The organism is Rhizobium hidalgonense, assembly GCF_002914525.1.
In the GTDB taxonomy this organism is placed as follows: domain Bacteria; phylum Pseudomonadota; class Alphaproteobacteria; order Rhizobiales; family Rhizobiaceae; genus Rhizobium; species Rhizobium hidalgonense.
Map to the genome: position 1 here is coordinate 1 of NZ_LODW01000090.1, position 17398 is coordinate 17398.

General features: G+C 59.5%; 16 protein-coding genes and 1 pseudogene. 11 read left to right on the plus strand and 6 right to left on the minus strand.

Annotation, left to right across the window (positions count from 1 at the left end; genetic code table 11):
• The 5 genes and pseudogenes from ATY29_RS27495 to ATY29_RS37045 form a co-directional block, all read left to right on the plus strand.
• Positions 1 to 473 (plus strand): annotated as a pseudogene (locus ATY29_RS27495) (DUF2493 domain-containing protein); the annotation flags it as partial.
• 84 nt (positions 474 to 557) lie between these two features.
• Complete coding sequence (locus ATY29_RS27500) at positions 558 to 824, plus strand: type II toxin-antitoxin system Phd/YefM family antitoxin (protein WP_004676093.1); 267 nt, start codon at positions 558 to 560, stop codon at positions 822 to 824.
• A complete protein-coding gene (locus ATY29_RS27505; protein ID WP_008536014.1) occupies positions 821 to 1219 on the plus strand; it encodes a type II toxin-antitoxin system VapC family toxin in 399 nt (132 codons plus the stop codon). The genes ATY29_RS27500 and ATY29_RS27505 overlap by 4 nt, the downstream gene beginning before the upstream one ends.
• A 600-nt stretch (positions 1220 to 1819) precedes the next feature.
• Entirely contained in the window at positions 1820 to 2143 is a 324-nt protein-coding gene (locus ATY29_RS27515) for a DUF736 domain-containing protein (RefSeq protein ID WP_004676095.1), read from the plus strand.
• A 345-nt stretch (positions 2144 to 2488) separates the two neighbouring features.
• Positions 2489 to 2656, plus strand: coding sequence for a hypothetical protein (locus ATY29_RS37045; RefSeq protein WP_004676096.1), 168 nt, complete (start codon positions 2489 to 2491; stop codon positions 2654 to 2656).
• Between the two features lie 80 nt (positions 2657 to 2736).
• Here ATY29_RS37045 and ATY29_RS27520 read toward each other — a convergent pair whose 3' ends face one another.
• Positions 2737 to 3042, minus strand: coding sequence for a WGR domain-containing protein (locus ATY29_RS27520; RefSeq protein WP_037147023.1), 306 nt, complete (start codon positions 3040 to 3042; stop codon positions 2737 to 2739).
• A gap of 502 nt (positions 3043 to 3544) precedes the next feature.
• Here ATY29_RS27520 and ATY29_RS27530 point away from each other — a divergent pair.
• Both ATY29_RS27530 and ATY29_RS27535 read left to right on the plus strand, forming a co-directional pair.
• A complete protein-coding gene (locus tag ATY29_RS27530; protein WP_004676098.1) occupies positions 3545 to 4027 on the plus strand; it encodes a hypothetical protein in 483 nt (160 codons plus the stop codon).
• Between the two features lie 154 nt (positions 4028 to 4181).
• Positions 4182 to 4451 (plus strand): type II toxin-antitoxin system prevent-host-death family antitoxin, encoded by a 270-nt coding sequence (locus ATY29_RS27535; protein ID WP_008536018.1) that lies wholly within the window; start codon positions 4182 to 4184, stop codon positions 4449 to 4451.
• Positions 4452 to 4459: 8 nt separating this feature from the next.
• Here the strand turns inward: ATY29_RS27535 and traG are convergent, their stop codons facing one another.
• The 3 genes from traG to ATY29_RS27550 are packed head-to-tail and all read right to left on the minus strand — an operon-like array spanning position 4460 to position 6886.
• Positions 4460 to 6379 (minus strand): Ti-type conjugative transfer system protein TraG, encoded by a 1920-nt coding sequence (gene traG, locus ATY29_RS27540; RefSeq protein ID WP_097537467.1) that lies wholly within the window; start codon positions 6377 to 6379, stop codon positions 4460 to 4462.
• Positions 6370 to 6609, minus strand: coding sequence for a conjugal transfer protein TraD (locus ATY29_RS27545; RefSeq protein WP_009983795.1), 240 nt, complete (start codon positions 6607 to 6609; stop codon positions 6370 to 6372). Before ATY29_RS27545 ends, traG begins: the two co-directional genes overlap by 10 nt.
• Complete coding sequence (locus ATY29_RS27550; protein WP_080712064.1) at positions 6599 to 6886, minus strand: TraC family protein; 288 nt, start codon at positions 6884 to 6886, stop codon at positions 6599 to 6601. Before ATY29_RS27550 ends, ATY29_RS27545 begins: the two co-directional genes overlap by 11 nt.
• A 173-nt stretch (positions 6887 to 7059) precedes the next feature.
• Here ATY29_RS27550 and traA point away from each other — a divergent pair, with 173 nt between their 5' ends.
• Entirely contained in the window at positions 7060 to 11748 is a 4689-nt protein-coding gene (gene traA, locus ATY29_RS27555) for a Ti-type conjugative transfer relaxase TraA (RefSeq protein ID WP_085861369.1), read from the plus strand.
• Between the two features lie 104 nt (positions 11749 to 11852).
• On the opposite strand, the gene rctB is transcribed toward traA, so the two are convergent.
• Both rctB and ATY29_RS27565 read right to left on the minus strand, forming a co-directional pair.
• A complete protein-coding gene (gene rctB / locus ATY29_RS27560; RefSeq protein ID WP_008536021.1) occupies positions 11853 to 12323 on the minus strand; it encodes an SMa0974 family conjugal transfer regulator in 471 nt (156 codons plus the stop codon).
• Positions 12324 to 12486: 163 nt separating this feature from the next.
• Positions 12487 to 13500, minus strand: a complete 1014-nt coding sequence (locus tag ATY29_RS27565) for a class I SAM-dependent methyltransferase (RefSeq protein WP_085861370.1) — start codon at positions 13498 to 13500, stop codon at positions 12487 to 12489.
• A 289-nt stretch (positions 13501 to 13789) separates the two neighbouring features.
• Here ATY29_RS27565 and ATY29_RS27575 point away from each other — a divergent pair, with 289 nt between their 5' ends.
• The 3 genes from ATY29_RS27575 to ATY29_RS27585 all read left to right on the plus strand — a co-directional run bounded on the left by ATY29_RS27575 (position 13790) and on the right by ATY29_RS27585 (position 17374).
• Positions 13790 to 14641 carry a helix-turn-helix domain-containing protein gene (locus ATY29_RS27575; RefSeq protein WP_244597459.1) on the plus strand — a complete coding sequence of 284 codons (852 nt, stop codon included), beginning with the start codon at positions 13790 to 13792 and terminating at the stop codon, positions 14639 to 14641.
• Between the two features lie 70 nt (positions 14642 to 14711).
• Positions 14712 to 15965: an MFS transporter gene (locus ATY29_RS27580; RefSeq protein ID WP_085861372.1), complete on the plus strand. Its 1254-nt coding sequence runs from the start codon at positions 14712 to 14714 to the stop codon at positions 15963 to 15965.
• A 2-nt stretch (positions 15966 to 15967) separates the two neighbouring features.
• The gene (locus tag ATY29_RS27585) at positions 15968 to 17374 is read left to right on the plus strand and encodes a hypothetical protein (protein ID WP_086156518.1); all 1407 of its coding nucleotides are present in this window, start codon (positions 15968 to 15970) and stop codon (positions 17372 to 17374) included.
• Positions 17375 to 17398 lie beyond the last annotated feature (24 nt).

Sequence of the window (17398 nt, forward strand, 5' to 3'; positions counted from 1 at the left end):
GGCCGCGGACGGGCTCCAAGGTCAGCCACGCCAACATGACCGCGGCGATGATCGACTCCAGAGACTTTCCATCCGCCCGCCGGCGCGCCGAGACCGAAGTGCTGATCCCGGCAGGCACCAAGATCGCCTTCGGCGGCGGCATCGACTACAATGATCACGAACGAATCTGGGCGAAACTCGATCAAGCCCTCGCCAAATATCCCGACATGGTGCTGCTGCACGGCGGCTCGCCGAAGGGCGCCGAACGTATCGCTGCCTGCTGGGCAGAAGCGCGCAAGGTGATACAGATCGCCTTCAAGCCGAATGGACGAAGCACGCCAAGGCCGCACCGTTCCGCCGCAATGACGACATGCTCTCGGTCATGCCGGCTGGCGTCGTCATCTTCCCCGGCTCCGGCATTACCGGAAATCTTGCCGACAAGGCCCGCCGACTTGGCATCTCCGTTTTGGCAAGCGGCGGGAGATGGCGCGTAAGCGCCATCTGTCCATACGGCTGAAGGAGATGCTTGCATTTCGCAAAAATTGTGTACACATTTGCCGCTGAAACGGAGCTTCGCCATGACCCAATCTCGGCAGCAGATACCATCTCCCCGCCGTGTCGGCGTGCGGGAATTTCGCGGCAACCTGACGTCTTTCCTCAAGCAGGTCGAAGACGGCCAGCGGTTCGTCCTGACGTCGCATCACAAGGTTGTCGCCGAAATCGGCCCGCCGTCAGCCGGCGTCGTCATGCGGAAACCAGGCGCGTTGCGCGGAAAGATCAAAGTTGCCGATGACTTCGATGGTCTGCCGGCGGATGTTCTGAAGTCCATGGAAGACGGGACGTGAGGCTGCTGCTCGATACACATGCCTTGCTGTGGTGGCTGAACGACGACGAGAAGCTAGGGAACCATGCGCGTCGCCTTATTGGCGATCCCGAGAATGATGTCCTCGTCAGTGCTGTCTCCCTTTGGGAAATCACTGTGAAGCTGCGCATCGGCAAACTTGATGCCGATATCGAAGAGATTGTTGCGATTTTGCCGGATCAAGGTTTCGACCGGCTGGATATCTCGGACGCGCATCTTATCGCTCTCGCTGCTCTTCCACTTCATCACCGCGATCCTTTCGATCATCTGCTCATGGCGCAAGCCGTGGCGGAGGGAGCGTATTTGGTTTCGGACGATCAAAATGTCGCGCTTTATGGCATTCCGTTTGTGACTTGCTCCGATCCTGTTGCCTTGTGATCTCACCGAGCTTGGCTCCGCGGATGAAGCCGGCTCAGATCGTTCCGGTTGCGTGTTTGCCAATGGCGATGTACCTGGCGACCCATCGGCGGCTCAGGTGCTTGGGAGCGGGCACGTTTGGGGAAGATCACTCATTCGACGCCCGCGTGAACAGCTTCACCCGGGATTGGAGCATGGTCTGCAGACGGCAATGCGGTGCCGCGGCGACCTCGCCGATCAGCAGAAATGTTATCGAGGTGCTCACAGCCTGCCGCAGCCGGGAGCGGGCGAGGGTATTATGTTGATCGACATGCGGGCGAAGCGTCCGTGGAGTGTGCGGCCAATATCCCCAGTGCTTGGACCGGGGGCCATGGTTGTTGTCTCCTTCGATTGCCCCGAACCATTCCCGTTTTATATCGCTCGTATAGACGACCGCCTGCTTTGGCGGCCAACCCCTGAAGGGGTAAGACTCGCCCGAAATTTTTGCAAAATTCGATTTCGGTTCGTTTATCCTGGTGGAAAATAGAATTTTGCAAAATTTTCAGGCGAGCTGACCGCAGCAGGTCGGCCGTCTCTTCGTGCGCCATCGGGAATGGTCCCGAGCAACCGGAGACAACAACCATGGCCACCACGATCGCAACGCTCACGCAGAAGACCGACGGCATCCTCGAAGGCGTCTTCGCCACGATCCGGGTCAACGCCCCGATCGCCATCGTCCCAAATGCCAGCAAGGCAAGCGAAGAAGCGCCCGACTACCGCGTCATTCACCGCAAGACGGGCTTCGAGATCGGCGCCGCCTGGAACCGCATCGCGCGGCAGACCGGCGAGGAATACCTCTCAGTGAAGCTTGAGGCTCCCGAGATCGGTGTGATCTTCGGCAATCTCGCACCGGCACCCGGCGGCGATCCTAGCAAGAAGGTGATCCTCTGGAACAGCCCGAACTGAAGAACAAAGCGAGCGGCCCCGAGCAATCGGGGCCGGCTTCGCCGTATCTCAGGTTTTGCGCGCAATAGCGGGATTGAAAGCGGGCATCGAGCCCGCCTTCAATCCTCCTGTCGTGCCACACGAGACCAAGGACCCTGTCTGCTCAGATACTTGAAGTCTGCCGTGAGGCTCGTGCCGCCTCAAGGACTTCGCGGCCCCTCCAATTTTCAGCCGGCGCCCTGAAGGGCACCGTCAGAAAATCGGTTCCTCCGCTCGCCGGCTCCGCCGGTCGCTGACGCGATCCTTGACCCGGCCCGATCCTCACGACCCCGGGCGTCATCTTTCACATTTCAGGAGACGACGACGATGACGATTGCACTCGAAATTCAGGTTGAGGAACTGCGGGCCGAGCTCAGGAACGCCGATCCGGCTGAGCGCCGCCAGATCGAAGCGGAGCTGGAGATCGCTCGGGCCGAACTGAGGGTAGCGATCGCCGAGCAGGAGGGCGCCATCGACGCCGCGCCACCCTTCTGAGGCGGCGTTTGCCTCCTCGCCTGGGCCGGCACGCCGGATCGACCGGCGCGTCGACCCGAAGCTGCGCTTCACGCCGATAATTACCGGCAAGGACCAGGAAGACTTCCGCGGACAGCCCGGACCGTGGGTTCCCGTCCGACATTTGTGTTCGGCCTATAGCCGCGCGCCCGTTTTGATCGGAGAAGTTCGAGGAACATACGGACTGCATCCTCCTCTCTGTCGAAGTGATGCACCATGGCTTGTCCGATCGTTCCGATGCGTCCCCATCGCCGCGTCAGGCATGGTGTGCCGAACAACGTCGGTTCGATTGCGAGCGCGTAGAAGCGCGCCATGTTTTTCGTCGCGTCCCTGCGTTCGATGTAGAGCTGATAGGGTTGAGTGAGCATGACGGAGAGTCGCCTCTTCCAGCTTTTGCGTCTAACGACACTTATGAATCGGTCGGCCCACACCGATTCATTTTTGTGATGATCGTTGAAGCCGAAGATCATGGATTTGGGCGAGCCGGCCAATCGGCGGCCGGGTGCTATTCGCTCCGCTCACGGAGCCCGAACACCGTCTCCGCCTCCGGTCACGCCCCCTCTCGCGGAATGACGTGAGCGAATTGCCCAGCCGCAGGGCGGCGGTTCTATCCTCGACACCTCCTGCCGGCTCACGCCGGAAACGGTCGCGTCCCCTTCGGGTCCGCGGGTCTCTTCTCTCTCTGACGTCCAATTTTACTCCAGCAAATCCGGCGTCAAGGACGGCGCGTCTCCCCCAATTTTTCCGCTGCTGCGTTTCACTGCGCTCTGGAAAAATCGGTTCCCCCGCTTGCGAGCCGCGTTCCGCGGTCCTTGACCCCTCTTTGCAAGAGAGTGGCCGATCTCCGTCATCAACGAAGGAGATCACATTATGACAACCGATCAGAACCTCATACTCTACACCAAGTTTGCCGGCTTCCGGCTCGTCGTCCTGGCAAACCGCTTCGGCTGCGACAGCGATTTTTCGCGAGAGCTTCACGATCGCCTGGTTGAGGGGCTCGACGCGGCAATCGATCGGATCAGCGTCATCATGGAATTGGAACGAAGTGTTCTCATCGGGGAGGATGAATTCGCCGAATATCAGCTGGAGGGCGAGATCGAGATTTTCGGGCGCTTCACTATCAATCTGCTGGACGAACTCGAAATTGATTACGACACGCATGAATTCCGCGTCAACGGCGGCGATTGGATGAGCGCTTGGGCTGCCGACGACACTGGCGTCGATATCAACTATCCTGAGCTCGTTGCGCTGATTGCGGACGAACTCGGCTCGCTGGCGCCGATCATCAAGGATATCACGTTGGCAACTCGCATCCCGGTCTATGCGGGGCGCGTCGTTTGGTCATGGTGGTAGCAGCACCATCTCACATACTGAGAGGCGACAGACGAGGTTGCCTCTCAGTTGCCGATGGCCCTCAAGTGAGCCGAGGAAGGACGGCTGCGAAGTTTCACAACAATCGCAGTAATGTTGTAAATGCTGTAAATTCCAGCGATAGCAAGGAAGCCCAATGCCGAAGCCAAGCGGGACGTATTCAACCAGTGACCTCTCACGTAAATCCGGCGACATCATCGCCGAGGCGCTGCGTCATCCGGTGACGATCACCCAGCGGAACAAACCCCGGCTGGTTCTCCTCAATATCGAAGATTATCAGCAACTGATCAGGCAGGCAGACCGACGCACCGTCGGCACTATCGAAACGATGCCCGATGAGCTTTTTGCCGAACTCGAAAACGCCGTCGACGCCTATGCCGGCGAGGACGAGGTGGGCCGCTCATAAAACCACGATCATAGCACCGGTTTGACGAAACGATTGACCTTCGCTGCCTGATCCATCTCCTTTCGCCGGAAGTAGATCGCCCGGCCGCAGCGGATCGGACTATGCCCCTGGACGATGATGATCTGCTCGTCCTTCCTCATCGACTGGGTGATCTCGTGCGGCATGATCAGCGGCCGGCGCTGGAAGTTGACGTTCTCGGATCTCCTGGATGCATTGTTCTTCGTGTCCCAGCCGATGTTGCGGGAACTGCCCTTCACCTCCACCGTCATCTCGCCACATTGCGCAGAGAGGTTGCGCGCCGTGTCGAGCGCCTTGATCGCTGCGTAAGAGGCGAAAGCGCAGCCATCGATCCATGACGTCGCGCCATCCTTCCCGAAATGCCGCTCCAACTGCCCGACCGACTGGTACATCAACATCATCGAGATGCCGTACTTGCGGCCGCGGTCGCGCGCCTCCTCGAGCACCCTCATGTAGCCGAGCAGATCGACCTCATCGAGCATGAACAGCGCCCGGCGCTGGAAGGCGCCGTCGGCCTGCACCATGGCGTTGATGAGCGAGCCGATGATCACACGAGCGATGCCCGGATAGGAGCGCAAGATCGATGCGGAGATGTTGAGGAAGACGTCCTTCTTGCCCGAAACGATATCACCCGACTTGAAGGCATTGCCGCAGACGAGCGCGGCATAGCTGTCGAGCGACAGCCACTGGGTATCCTTCGATGCTGTGGAATAGACGCCCGAAAACGTCTGCTCGGTCATGTTGGTGAAGACGCCGAGCGTTTCGCGGATGAAGGCCGAACCGGAATGCTCCTGAATGTCGCGCAGCATAGCGAGCACCGAGGGCTCCGGTTCGGAAACGATCTGGCGGAGACTGCGCAAGCTTCGCCGGCCCTCATATTCGGGCGAGAGCATCACATGGGCGAGCAGACCGGTCAGGAGGTTGTGCGCCTGGTTCTGGAAGTAGGATCCCGTCGAGCTTTCGAAGCGAAGGCTTTCCGACAGCAGCATATGGGCAATGCCGACGATGTCCTCTTCCTTTTGCTTGGATGCTTCGATCCCGTCGAGCACGTTGAAGCCCATGATCGGGTTCGTCGGATCGAGCACCATGACCTCGCGCCCGAGCGCATTGGTGCGGTGCTCGACGACCATGGGCGCGACCTCAGTGGAAGGATCGAGGCAGATCATGGGTCCGGTATATCTGAGCGCCGTCGGCACGACGTTGCTGGTCGTTTTGCATCCGCCCGATCCCGCGAAAAACAGCATATGGGTGGAATCGAAGTCCTGTCTGTAGGTGAGCAATGGCGCCTTCCCGCCCTGTCCCCATGTGCTGCGATCGTTTACATCGAAGGGAAGCGCATGGATGATTTCCTTGTCGACCCGATAACGCTCGCCGACCACGATTTCCCCATCCGGCGGGAACAGCTTTCCTGCTGCCGTCATGGGCAGCCAATCGGCATCTCCAAATATTCCACGCCGGGCACGTTTTATTTCATCTGGGACGACGACGGAGATGCGGGCCGACATCGCCACTGCCATGAAGCCGGCGACGGCGGCGATGACTGCGACCATATCAAGATAGGACAGCGCTCGATCCCATGTGATCACTTCGGCCTGCACAGCAGGTGCAAGCCGGCCGAATTCGCGCAGCGCATAGAACGCGGCAACACCGAGAAAATACAAAAGGCTTGCCATGGCGACCGGCCTTCGCCGATGCAGCGGCAAGGCCCAAACTGTCAGAAGTCCGGCAAGAGGTCCGAACAGTAGAGGCGGCACAGGTGCTGCGCGCAGGAACCAGTGTTCTATCTTCCCGGACATGCCGGCGGCGAGTCCCGGCCATCGCCAGCCAACAATGTAGATTGTGATCGTGGTGACGGCGATCGGTACCAAAACGAGTAACAGGCTCGGATGCGGTTTCCCTCTTAGGCCCATCTTACTTTCTCCTCGAGATGCGATGAACCGTTCCTCAGAGAGGAGACCTTGAAAGCCTCTTCGCCGATATCGCGCAGCCGCCGATGCTCGATGGAGCCTGGGACGAGCCTTGCCATTTCTATGAGGCCGCCGAGCAGGAACGCCCGATCCGCCTTCGATAGCCCGGCTTTGACGACGATCCCGCCGAGCAGGATCTTTTCGCGCGTGTCGCGCTTGCGGTCAGCCGTCATGTGGAACCTGCCCCTGCGCTCCAGCGCCGCTATCTGCTGGTCGACGCGTTTGAGGAGTGGGGCCAGCGGCGCCTTTCCTTTCCCCCTTCCGAAATCGCGCGGCGATTTCCTCGATGATCCGATCGACCTCCTCGTCGGCGATCTCCATCTCCGCCAGCCCGGTTCTGGTCGCGGCGCGGGCAAACCGCTCGGCCGATTTAACTATCAACAATCGTTTGCGTTCGCGCAGCTTTTCGATCTGGGCGTCGAGATCGGAAATCGATGATTTTGTCGCCATTCCTGGTTCCTTTTCTGCTTTGATGTCGAAGGTGCGATTATACTAACTAGAATAAAACAGTAAAATGCGCTACCGTGCAACCAGAAAAGCGGCATCGGCCCTTCGGTCCGATCTGTTTGAGGGCGCAATATACGTCGCTGTCGCGACGTGCTTGGGCCAGTCTGGAGACGCCAGTGGCGATCATGTTCGTCAGAGCGCAGGTGATCAGCAGGGGATCGGGACGCAGCATCGTCTCGGCTGCCGCCTATCGCCACCGCGCCCGGATGATGGACGAGCAGGCGGGAACGTCGTTCAGCTATCGCGGTGGGGCGGGCGAACTGATGTATGAGGAACTGGCGCTGCCGGATGAGATCCCGGATTGGCTGCGGTCGGCGATATCAGGTCAGTCCGTCAGCAAGGCCAGCGAAGTGTTTTGGAATGCCGTTGACGCCTTCGAGACGCGGGCAGATGCGCAGCTCGCCCGCGAACTGATCATCGCGCTGCCGGAGGAGCTGACGCGGGCCGAGAATATCACGCTGGTGCGCGAATTCGTCCGCGACAATCTCACCTCGAAAGGAATGATCGCCGACTGGGTCTATCACGACAAGGACGGCAACCCGCACATCCACCTGATGACGACGCTCCGGCCGCTGACGGAGGAGGGGTTCGGGGCAAAGAAGGTTCCAGTGCTTGGTGAGGGTGGCAAGCCGCTGCGTGTCGTCACGCCGGACCGCCCGAACGGCAAGATCGTCTACAAAGTCTGGGCGGGCGACAAGGAAACGATGAAGGCGTGGAAGATCGCCTGGGCGGAAACGGCCAACCGGCATCTGGCGCTGGCCGGACATGACATCCGCCTCGACGGTCGCTCCTATGCCGAACAGGGCCTCGACGGCATCGCGCAAAAACATCTCGGGCCGGAGAAGGCGGCGCTGGCGAGGAAGGGCAGGGAGCTCCACTTCGCGCCGGCCGATCTCGCCCGCCGCCAGGAGATGGCCGATCGGCTGCTTTCAGAGCCGGAGCTTTTGCTGAAGCAGCTCGGCAATGAACGCTCTACCTTCGACGAGAGGGATATCGCCAGGGCGCTGCACCGTTATGTCGACGATCCCACCGATTTTGCCAACATCCGCGCCAGGCTGATGGCGTCGGACCAATTGGTCATACTGAAGCCGCAGGAGATCGAGGCAGAGACAGGAAAGGTGTCGGAGCCCGCGGTGTTTACGACGCGGGAGATGCTGCGCATCGAATACGACATGGCGCAGTCGGCGCGGGTTTTGTCGGAGCGTCGCGGCTTCGGTGTTTCCGAGCGGAATGTGACGGTGGCGATCGAACGCGTGGAGAGCGGCGATCCAAAGAATCCGTTTCGGCTCGATGCAGAGCAGGTCGATGCTGTCCGTCATGTCACCGGTGATGGTGGCATTGCCGCTATTGTAGGCCTTGCCGGCGCCGGCAAATCGACGCTGCTTGCTGCCGCACGTCTTGCCTGGGAGAGCGAGGGACACCGGGTGATCGGTGCAGCCCTTGCCGGCAAGGCCGCGGAAGGGCTGCAAGACAGTTCCGGCATCAAGTCGCGGACGCTTGCCTCCTGGGAACTGGCCTGGGCCAATGGGCGCGATACGCTCCATCGCGGTGATGTGCTGGTGATCGACGAGGCCGGCATGGTGGCCTCGCAGCAGATGGCCCGTGTGCTGAAGATTGCCGAGGAGGCTGAGGTAAAGGTCGTGCTGGTCGGCGATGCGATGCAGCTGCAGCCGATCCAGGCCGGTGCTGCCTTCCGGGCAATTACCGAACGCATCGGCTTTGCAGAGCTTGCCGGCGTGCGCCGCCAGCGTGAGGCCTGGGCACGTAATGCCTCGCGGCTGTTTGCCCGCGGCGAGGTCGAGAAGGGCCTCGACGCCTATGCCCGGCATGGCCATCTGGTCGAGGCAGGGTCACGCGAGGAAACGATCGATCGGATCGTCTCCGACTGGGCTGCTGCGCGCAGAGAGGCAATAGAGCGATCAACGTCTGAGGGCGGGGATGGCCGCCTTCGCGGTGATGAACTGCTGGTGCTCGCCCACACCAACGACGATGTTCGCAAGTTGAACGAGGCGCTGCGATCGGTGATGACGCAGGAGGGAGCGCTTGGCGAAAGCCGCAGCTTCCGGAGCGAGCGGGGCGCACGGGAATTTGCCGCCGGCGATCGGATCATCTTCCTGGAGAACGCCCGCTTCCTTGAGCCGCGCGCCAAGCACTCCGGGCCACAGTATGTGAAGAACGGCATGCTCGGCACCGTCGTTTCCACCGGCGACAAGCGTGGAGATCCGCTGCTTTCGATTCTGCTCGACAACGGCCGCAAGCTCGTCTTCAGCGAAGACAGCTATCGCCATGTCGATCACGGCTATGCCGCAACGATCCACAAATCGCAGGGCGCCACCGTCGATCGCACCTTCGTGCTGGCAACCGGGATGATGGACCAGCATCTGACCTATGTGTCGATGACGAGGCATCGCGACCGCGTCGATCTTTATGCGGCCAAAGAAGATTTTGCGGCAAAACCTGAATGGGGACGCAAGCCGCGTGTCGATCATGCCGCGGGTGTGACCGGCGAGCTTGTCGAAACCGGCCAAGCCAAATTCCGGCCTGATGACGAGGATGCCGACGACAGCCCTTATGCCGACGTCAGGGCGGACGACGGAACCGTCCATCGGCTTTGGGGCGTGAGCCTGCCGAAGGCACTCGAGGAGGCCGGCATCCAGGAAGGCGACACCGTGACGCTCAGAAAGGATGGTGTCGAGCGGGTCAAGGTCCAGATTGCCGTAGTCGACGAGAAGACAGGTCACAAGCATTACGAGGAGAGGGAGGTCGATCGCAACGTCTGGACGGCCAGTCAGGTCGAGACCGCTAGCGCACGACAGGAGCGCATCGCGCGGGAAAGTCATCGGCCGGAACTCTTCAATCCGCTCGTCGAACGCTTGTCGCGCTCCGGTGCCAAGACGACGACGCTCGATTTTGAGAGCGAGGCCAGTTACCGCGCACACGCGAACGACTTCGCCCGGCGCCGCGGGCTCGATCATCTCTCTTTGGCCGCAGCCGAGATGGAGCAAAGCCTTACCCGGCGCTGGGCGTGGATTGCCGCAAAGCGGGAGCAGGTGGAAAAGCTCTGGGAGAGGGCAAGCGTGGCGCTCGGCTTTGCCATCGAGCGGGAACGGCGGGTCGTCTACAATGAAGAGCGGAGCCAGACGATGGTCGAAGCGACGTCCAGTGACGCGCGAACTGCATCCCACTCCGTCTCGGGCGCAAGTGCTGCTGAAACACGCTATCTGATCCCGCCGGCCACGTCCTTTGTCAGCAGCGTCGAGGAGGATGCGCGGTTGGCGCAGCTTGCGTCGCCGGCCTGGACGGAGCGGGAGGTGATCCTGCGGCCGCTGCTGCAGAAGATCTACCGGGATCCGGATGCAGCGCTCGTCTCCCTGAATGCACTGGCGTCGGATATCGGGGTCGCACCCCGCAGGCTCGCCGACGACCTTGCGGCAGCCCCTGGTCGGCTTGGCCGGCTGCGTGGCTCCGAGCTGATCGTCGACGGAGGCGCGGCGCGTGAAGAGCGCAATCTCGCTGTCGCGGCCGTGAAGGAACTGCTTCCGATGGCCCGTGCCCATGCGACCGAGTTCCGCAGGAACGCCGAACGGTTCGTACTGCGCGAGCAGACGCGCCGCGCGCATATGTCATTGTCGATCCCGGCGCTCTCCGAACGCGCCATGGCACGTCTGATGGAAATCGAGGCGGTGCGCCGCCAGGGCGGGGACGATGCCTACAAGACGGCCTTTGCGCTTACCGCCAAGGATCGATCGGTGGTGCAGGAGATCAAGGCGGTGAGCGAAGCTTTGACGGCCCGCTTTGGCTGGAGCGCATTTAGCGCGAAGGCGGATGCGATCGCTGAACGCAACATTGTCGAGCGCATGCCGGAGGACCTCACGGATGAACGGCGCGGAAAGCTGACCCGCTTGTTCGACGCCGTGCGACGCTTTGCCGACGAGCAGCACCTCGCCGAACGTCGGGATCGTTCGAAGGTCGTCGCCGGCGCCAGTGTTGTTCGGGGCCAAGAGACAGAGAACGGACCGGGGAAGGAGAATGTCGCCGTGCCGCCGATGCTTGCTGCCGTCATCGCGTTCAAGACGTCGGTCGACGATGAGGCTCGATTGCGGGCGCTCTCCAACCCTTTCTATCGCCAGCAGCGTGGCGCATTGGCCAACGCGGCAACGACAATCTGGCGCGATCCGGCTGAAGTCGTCGGCAAGATCGAGGAACTTCTCCAGAAAGGTTTTGCCGCCGAGCGCATTGGAGCCGCGGTGACCAACAATCCTGCCGCCTATGGTGCCTTGCGTGGTTCGGATCGCCTGATGGACCGGATGCTGACCTCTGGCCGAGAGCGGAAAGAGGCTGTGGCGGCCGTGCCGGAAGCTGCAGCGCGCCTGCGCGCGCTCGGTGCGGCCCACCTCAATGCCCTCGATGCCGAACGCCAGGCTATCACGGACGAACGGCGGCGCATGGCGGTTGCCATTCCAGCTCTTTCGAAAGCTGCGGAAGAGGCGTTGGCGCACCTGACGGTCGAGGTGAGCAAGGACAGCAGGAAGCTGAGTGTTTCCGCCGCTTCCCTCGATCCGGGCATTGGCCGGGAGTTTGCCGCTGTCAGCCGAGCGCTCGACGAGCGCTTTGGTCGCAATGCCCTCGTCCGGGGTGACAAGGATCTTGTCAACCGCGTGCCGCCGGCGCAGCGTCGAGCTTTCGAGGCGATGCAGGAGCGGCTGAAGGTCCTGCAGCAGACTGTCCGTCTGCAGAGCAGTGAGCAGATCATAGCGGAGCGGCGCCAAAGGGCTGCTAGCCGCGCTCGCGGCATCAACCTCTGAGACTCGAAGAAAAGCGGGGGGACGAAATGGTTGGTCGATTGGAAAAGCACTACGACCCGATTGTCCCGAGATCGATCTTCCTTTGGGTGGCGGAGCGGTCGAAGCTACTGTTCGTCCGTTCCGCAGCGGTCGTTGTAGAGGCGATTGCAGGTTTCACCAGATCGGGTGCCGTCTGCGTGAAGCCACTCTATAGCCCCCTCGGACACGGACGTGGCCAGAAACAAGCCTGCTTCCAGCAGCGCGCGGATGCCACAGAAAGTGACGAGGTCTCGCGCTGAGACCGTGAAGAACAGGCTTTCACTGGTCGGCCTTATGATCGCGCCTCCACCTTCGAAAGCTAGAAACCTGTCAGGTCCCACGGAGACGAGGGATTGGTAGAAGTTCTCGATTTGCGTGCAGATCTTGTCGGCAACGTGCTGCGTGCGCGTGATTGCGACACACGCTTCGGCGACGTGCACGCACTTTGGAACATCTTCCTCACCCGCGAATGATGGCGCTCGTGGCAGGACCAGATGCGCGTTGCACGGCGGGCTCAGCTCAACGAAGTGACGGACTTCGCCAATCGATTTCTTCATGCTGTTCCTGCCTATTTGGAGAAAAAAGGCTTTTAGAGGTGGCAAAGCGCTGAGGGCTGCTCAACGTGATGGAGCGCTTTCTGCTGACGCGAACGTTGTTCCAGTTGAGGCTCGTGAAGACGTGACGCAGTTGCGCTTACGCGACGGTGAAGATGAGGAATCGCTAAAGGGTCCAAGATCGCCCCGATAGCCGCCTTGCTTCGGATTCCGGGTAAAGGCGGTAGGGAAGGTCCGCATAGACATATTCTGCCGGAATCGCGGGTGGGGACAGCTTCGATAGGAACAGGTCGAGATTCTCCCGACTGTTGCTGGAGACAAGCGTGTAGAAATTGCCGCTGTTCCAGGTGACGAATGAGTGTCCAAAGAACCGGCGTAGTGTTTCGCTCATCTCCGAAAGGGTGACTTCGTTTCGATCCATTCGCGTTAGCACCGTCTCTTCCTTGGCGCGAATATCTGACGCGCTGAAGAAGCGAGCTTTGAAGCTATGGTCCTTCTGGCGTTCCCGCCGCCGATATTCCTCGGCGTCTTCATGCCTGAACTTCTCGACGAACATGAAGAGCCCGTTGGTCTTGAGATGCTGCGAGACGAAACGGATCTGATCGAAGCGATTTGGCGAATACATCTGGAAAGTCGTGTCCTCGAGGATGATATCGAAACCGCTGCCAAACTTTCGGAGCTCCACGTCTTCTTGGACCCTTTGCGATGTCAAATGATGAAATGGTCCGTGAAAAAACATGGCGTGAGGAGGAACGCCATAGGCATAGAAGCTTCTAAGGTTCTCGACGTTGGGACTGCAGGACAGTGTTTCTATCTTGCCATTGCCAAGTTCGCCGATCACACGAGCCATCGTCCCCTCGGCTGTACCTAGCGTGTAGAGCTGCAGTTGACCCTTTCTGGCGCGCGCGTATTTGAGGATCGCGCTGCCTATGCGGCACTCCTCTTCGAGGCGGTAGGGTATGCTGCTCAGGTAGTGCTTATCGAATGGACCTTGGCGCAGCGGATGAAGGGCTGAAAAGCGCCTGAACGTCATGTCCACTGGGAACAAGCGGCGATCGAGCTCAGGCGGACGGATAGGCATTCCGGCCTCACCGGATGCGGTGGTCGAAAAAAACTCAGAAAGCTCGTTAAGGCGAGGGGCACGGTCGCACTCCTCAATGAAGTCGGCAAATTCACACATGCGAAAGCCTGCCTTTCTCTCGCACCATCGCGTTTTTGGGATTCAGGAGGGAAATCGCGCATCCTGAAAAGATTGTGCCGTCAGCGATGATGTCGGCAGAAGATGATCGCGAACGTCATGTTTTCGCATCCACGATTTTGATTGGTTTTCATGAAATTGACATGAAATTCGACCTGAGGTTAAAGCCTGGCTTGTTGACAACTTGGGGTGAGGTAGGGTCGCTACCACACCGGTTTTTCAAGGGAGCAGCTTTCGAGTGGGGATCATTCCATCAATTCACCCCGAGAGGATGAAGAAGTCACAAGGGGAGATCATCCTTCACCAGCAAGGCCTTTGGAGCCATGCCCGCGCAGATGTCGTTCGCCGGCGCAGTCTCGGGCGACAGGTTATCGACGTTGTCGCGGATGACCACCTGATCTTCCTCAACATAAGGGGTACGGCGGCATCCGGCGAAAACTTTCTGGACGGACGAAGAGTCGAGTTCAGTCCGCGTCCAGACGGCTCGCTTGTTTACATTCCGCCCGGTTGCCATTGGAGCGGTTGGGATGAAGGCGATGCTGAGGGTTGTTATCTTATGATAACCGTGACGCAGGATTTTTTTTCCAACCTTACAACTAAGCTGCCGCGCGTCGGCACCTTACGTCCGGAGCTTGGATTTAGAGATCTGCCGATCCAATGCTTGGCGCGGCAGATTGCCGGAGAACTTTCACACGACGATTCCATGGGGAGTCTGATCGTTGAAGGGCATCTCGCGGCTATCTTCGGACTTCTGCAGCGCCGCTCCGGCACATCTGGCAGATTGTCTCGAGGAGGATTGTCGCCTACCGTTCTCAAGCGCGTGATAGGGCGGATTGAAGCTCACATCGATCGACCTCCGAGCGTGCGCGCTCTGGCTGAAGAGGCGGGATTGACCTACGAGCATTTTTCCCGCGCTTTCAAGCAGTCGCAAGGCTCGACGCCCTATGGCTTCTATAACCAGCGCCGTCTCGAACGCGTGACCGACCTTCTCCGCACAACTGCGATCAGCGTGACCGAGATCGCAATCGCCTGTGGCTACTCCAGCGGGAGCCACCTCTCGACCAGATTTCGCCGAGAGACGGGATTTTCCCCTGCCGAGTACCGGGCGCTCTGGAAAGAATAGCTGGTTCTGGACGAGAGATAATATCAAATTCATGAAAGCCGCCAGCTATTCAGAAGAATAGCATGTCCCCATGAACCTGCCAGTAGGGAGTGTGGATGAAGTGGGCGCGACAGAAAGCAGCGGCATGGGGTATTATGCCTCTCGCGGCATCTATCTCTTCTGTGTTCTGGCGTCGGCCACCGGCCGCAATGTCTACTTCGTGCTGGCGGCATGGGTTGCGACAGATGTCAGCAAGAGCACGAGCGCTCTCGCCATCCTTTTGGCGCTCGGCAGTGCCGCCGAGTTGCTCACCAGCAATGTTGGTGGGGTTCTAGTTGATCGATTTGATCGTCGCTTCGTCTGTATCGCTTGCGATTTATCCAGGTTGATCCTCATATTTTCAACGGGCATTGGTCTCTCGTTCGGTCACCCACTTGATGTTCTTTGCCTATCGTGGACCATCTTCGCGTTCCTCGACAGAACCTATTCGACTGCGCTGCAGGCCATCATTCCAGACATCGTTCGTCCTAAAAACCTCACTTCATTCAATTCGGCGTCTTATATTGCGATGCAGGCGGGCAATCTCATCGCCGCCATCGTCACCGGGTACAGCTTAACCGCCATCGGGATGAATCTGACGTCGATCCTCCCTGGCGCCTTTTTCGGCCTATCACTGTTGGGGCTGCTGGCACTCGGCCGACTGCCGCTTTCTCGTTCTCGATCGGATTTGCAGGCGAAGAGCATTCGTCGGATGGATCTGTTGCCGATGACCTTCGTCGTTCACTCACTGAAGACCACCGCCGTCATGTATGCGTTGACCTATGCGATGGGCATGCTTGTGAGTGTATTGGGCGCCGCATATGTCACCCGTGAACTCATGGGGTCGGCGCTAGAGTTCGGTTATCTCGAGGCAGGTTGGGCCCTCGGTTCGATTGCGGGCTGTTCAACCCTTCTTCTCAGAAGGGCGCGTTCGCGACGACAAAGCATCCTCTTCCAGTCGGCGCTCGCTGGCATTGTTCTGTTGGGCTTTCCTGTTTTCCAGAGCTTTTTGTCCGCGCTCGTTCAACTGGTGTTGCTTGGCTTCTGCTACAATGTCACGCGAATCCTGATCGATGTACGGGTTCAATCGACTGTTTCGATTGACATGTTGGGGCGGGCGCGAAGCCAGATCCACACGATCTGTGTTTCGATAGGGCTTCTTGCGTATGGCATCATCGGGACGATCGGAGACGCAATTCCACCTTCGGGGATTTTCGGCCTCTTCGGGGCGCTGATGGTGACCGTCGCGCTCTTCTTTTACTTTAACATGGATCGGGGAGCGCCGGTGGAAAGGCGGTTCGTCTGAGGATGGAGACGTCGCCCAATAGTGACCTGGTTTCAAAAGGTGAGGTGTTGGCCCTCATTTTTGAATTATTCCCTTGGTTGCGTCAGTTTGAGCAGGCAACGCTGAACGACTACGCAAAGGCGGCCTTCTCGGTTGGATCGGATCGATCGGGGTGCGTCGCGCGAAGCCAGGCAATGTCTTTATTGCGGTCACGCGTGGCGGCCGTCGCGCAACGTCAGGGTTATTCAGCAGAAGCCGCATCGCGCTTTCAAACCGAAATCGAAGTCGCTCCGGTGCTGCAGTGTGGCCCCCACCTCCACCTGTTGATCGAGCCTGACGCCTTTTACACCCATCTGTTCTCCCTGATGGGACTTCGCGCGCATGGCAGGACATCCTATATCTCCTACGCTTGCTCGACAGTGAAGTTCGTAGAACGCGGTCGCAAGGGTCCGGCCTGGCTCCACGTCGATGGCGATGCAGTCAATGTCTTCGGGCTGTCGCGCAGCAAAATGATCCCCTACAGCATTCTTGGCAGAAACGGCTGCTACAGATTCCATCTTCAAAACGTCGACAGGCCCGGTGATGACTCGGAGGCAATTTCCTACTTGCGAGACCTTTTGCCTCTTGGCGAATTCCAGTCGGCGGCAGAGGCGCTCAAAGCGGCAAATCTTTGCCTCTGGAAGCGGTATTCTGAGAGCCAGGTGGACTTTCTTCAGCTTGATGATAGCGACGTTGCCGATCTGGTCGCGGACCACCTTTCCGATGGCCGGTCCTGGCTGCGAGCCTCGTTGATCGAGGACCGAGCATTCGCGATGCGCCTCATCCATTTCATCGATCAACTCGCTGACACGGCTTGGCGAGGCTGGCTGAAAAACTCGACGCATTTTTTCTGGGGCTGCATTGAAGGGCGGCTTTTTCCACTTTGGCTGGATGGCAGGGTCCTCCGGTCGAAGGAGACAGATGATGTCTGTGTTGAACTCTCGCCGCCAAGTCTTGTGGAGGCCCTGAGAACTGGCCGGATCGTTCCGAACCTTCTGCTGATGTTCATCGTAACGTCGATCCTGCCTGGCGTGCGTGTCCTGGGTGGAAGTCGGCATACGATCTATTATCCGTTGATGCGCTGGGCATTCTGCGAGGCGTTGAGGAACAACCATCGTGACACACAGCTTCTCAACGCACTGTCAAAGGACGAACGGCCGGGGGTTTGGGGCCATCGCATCATCTCCTCGCCGTGCGAGCCATTTTCGCTGTTGAATGCTTTTAGCCGTGGGGGAATTGAAACGCTTCTCGGGCAGTTCGGCAAGATGAGCATTATCGACGCTTGCGGGCCCCTTTCCAGCTTCACCCAGGACCCCCTATGGGCGGAGCTTGCGGTAGCCTATTCCTCCGGGAGAGTGGGCAGACAATCCTCGCAATGGGCGTTCCGCTGATCGCACCTCCTTTGGTTTTCTGAC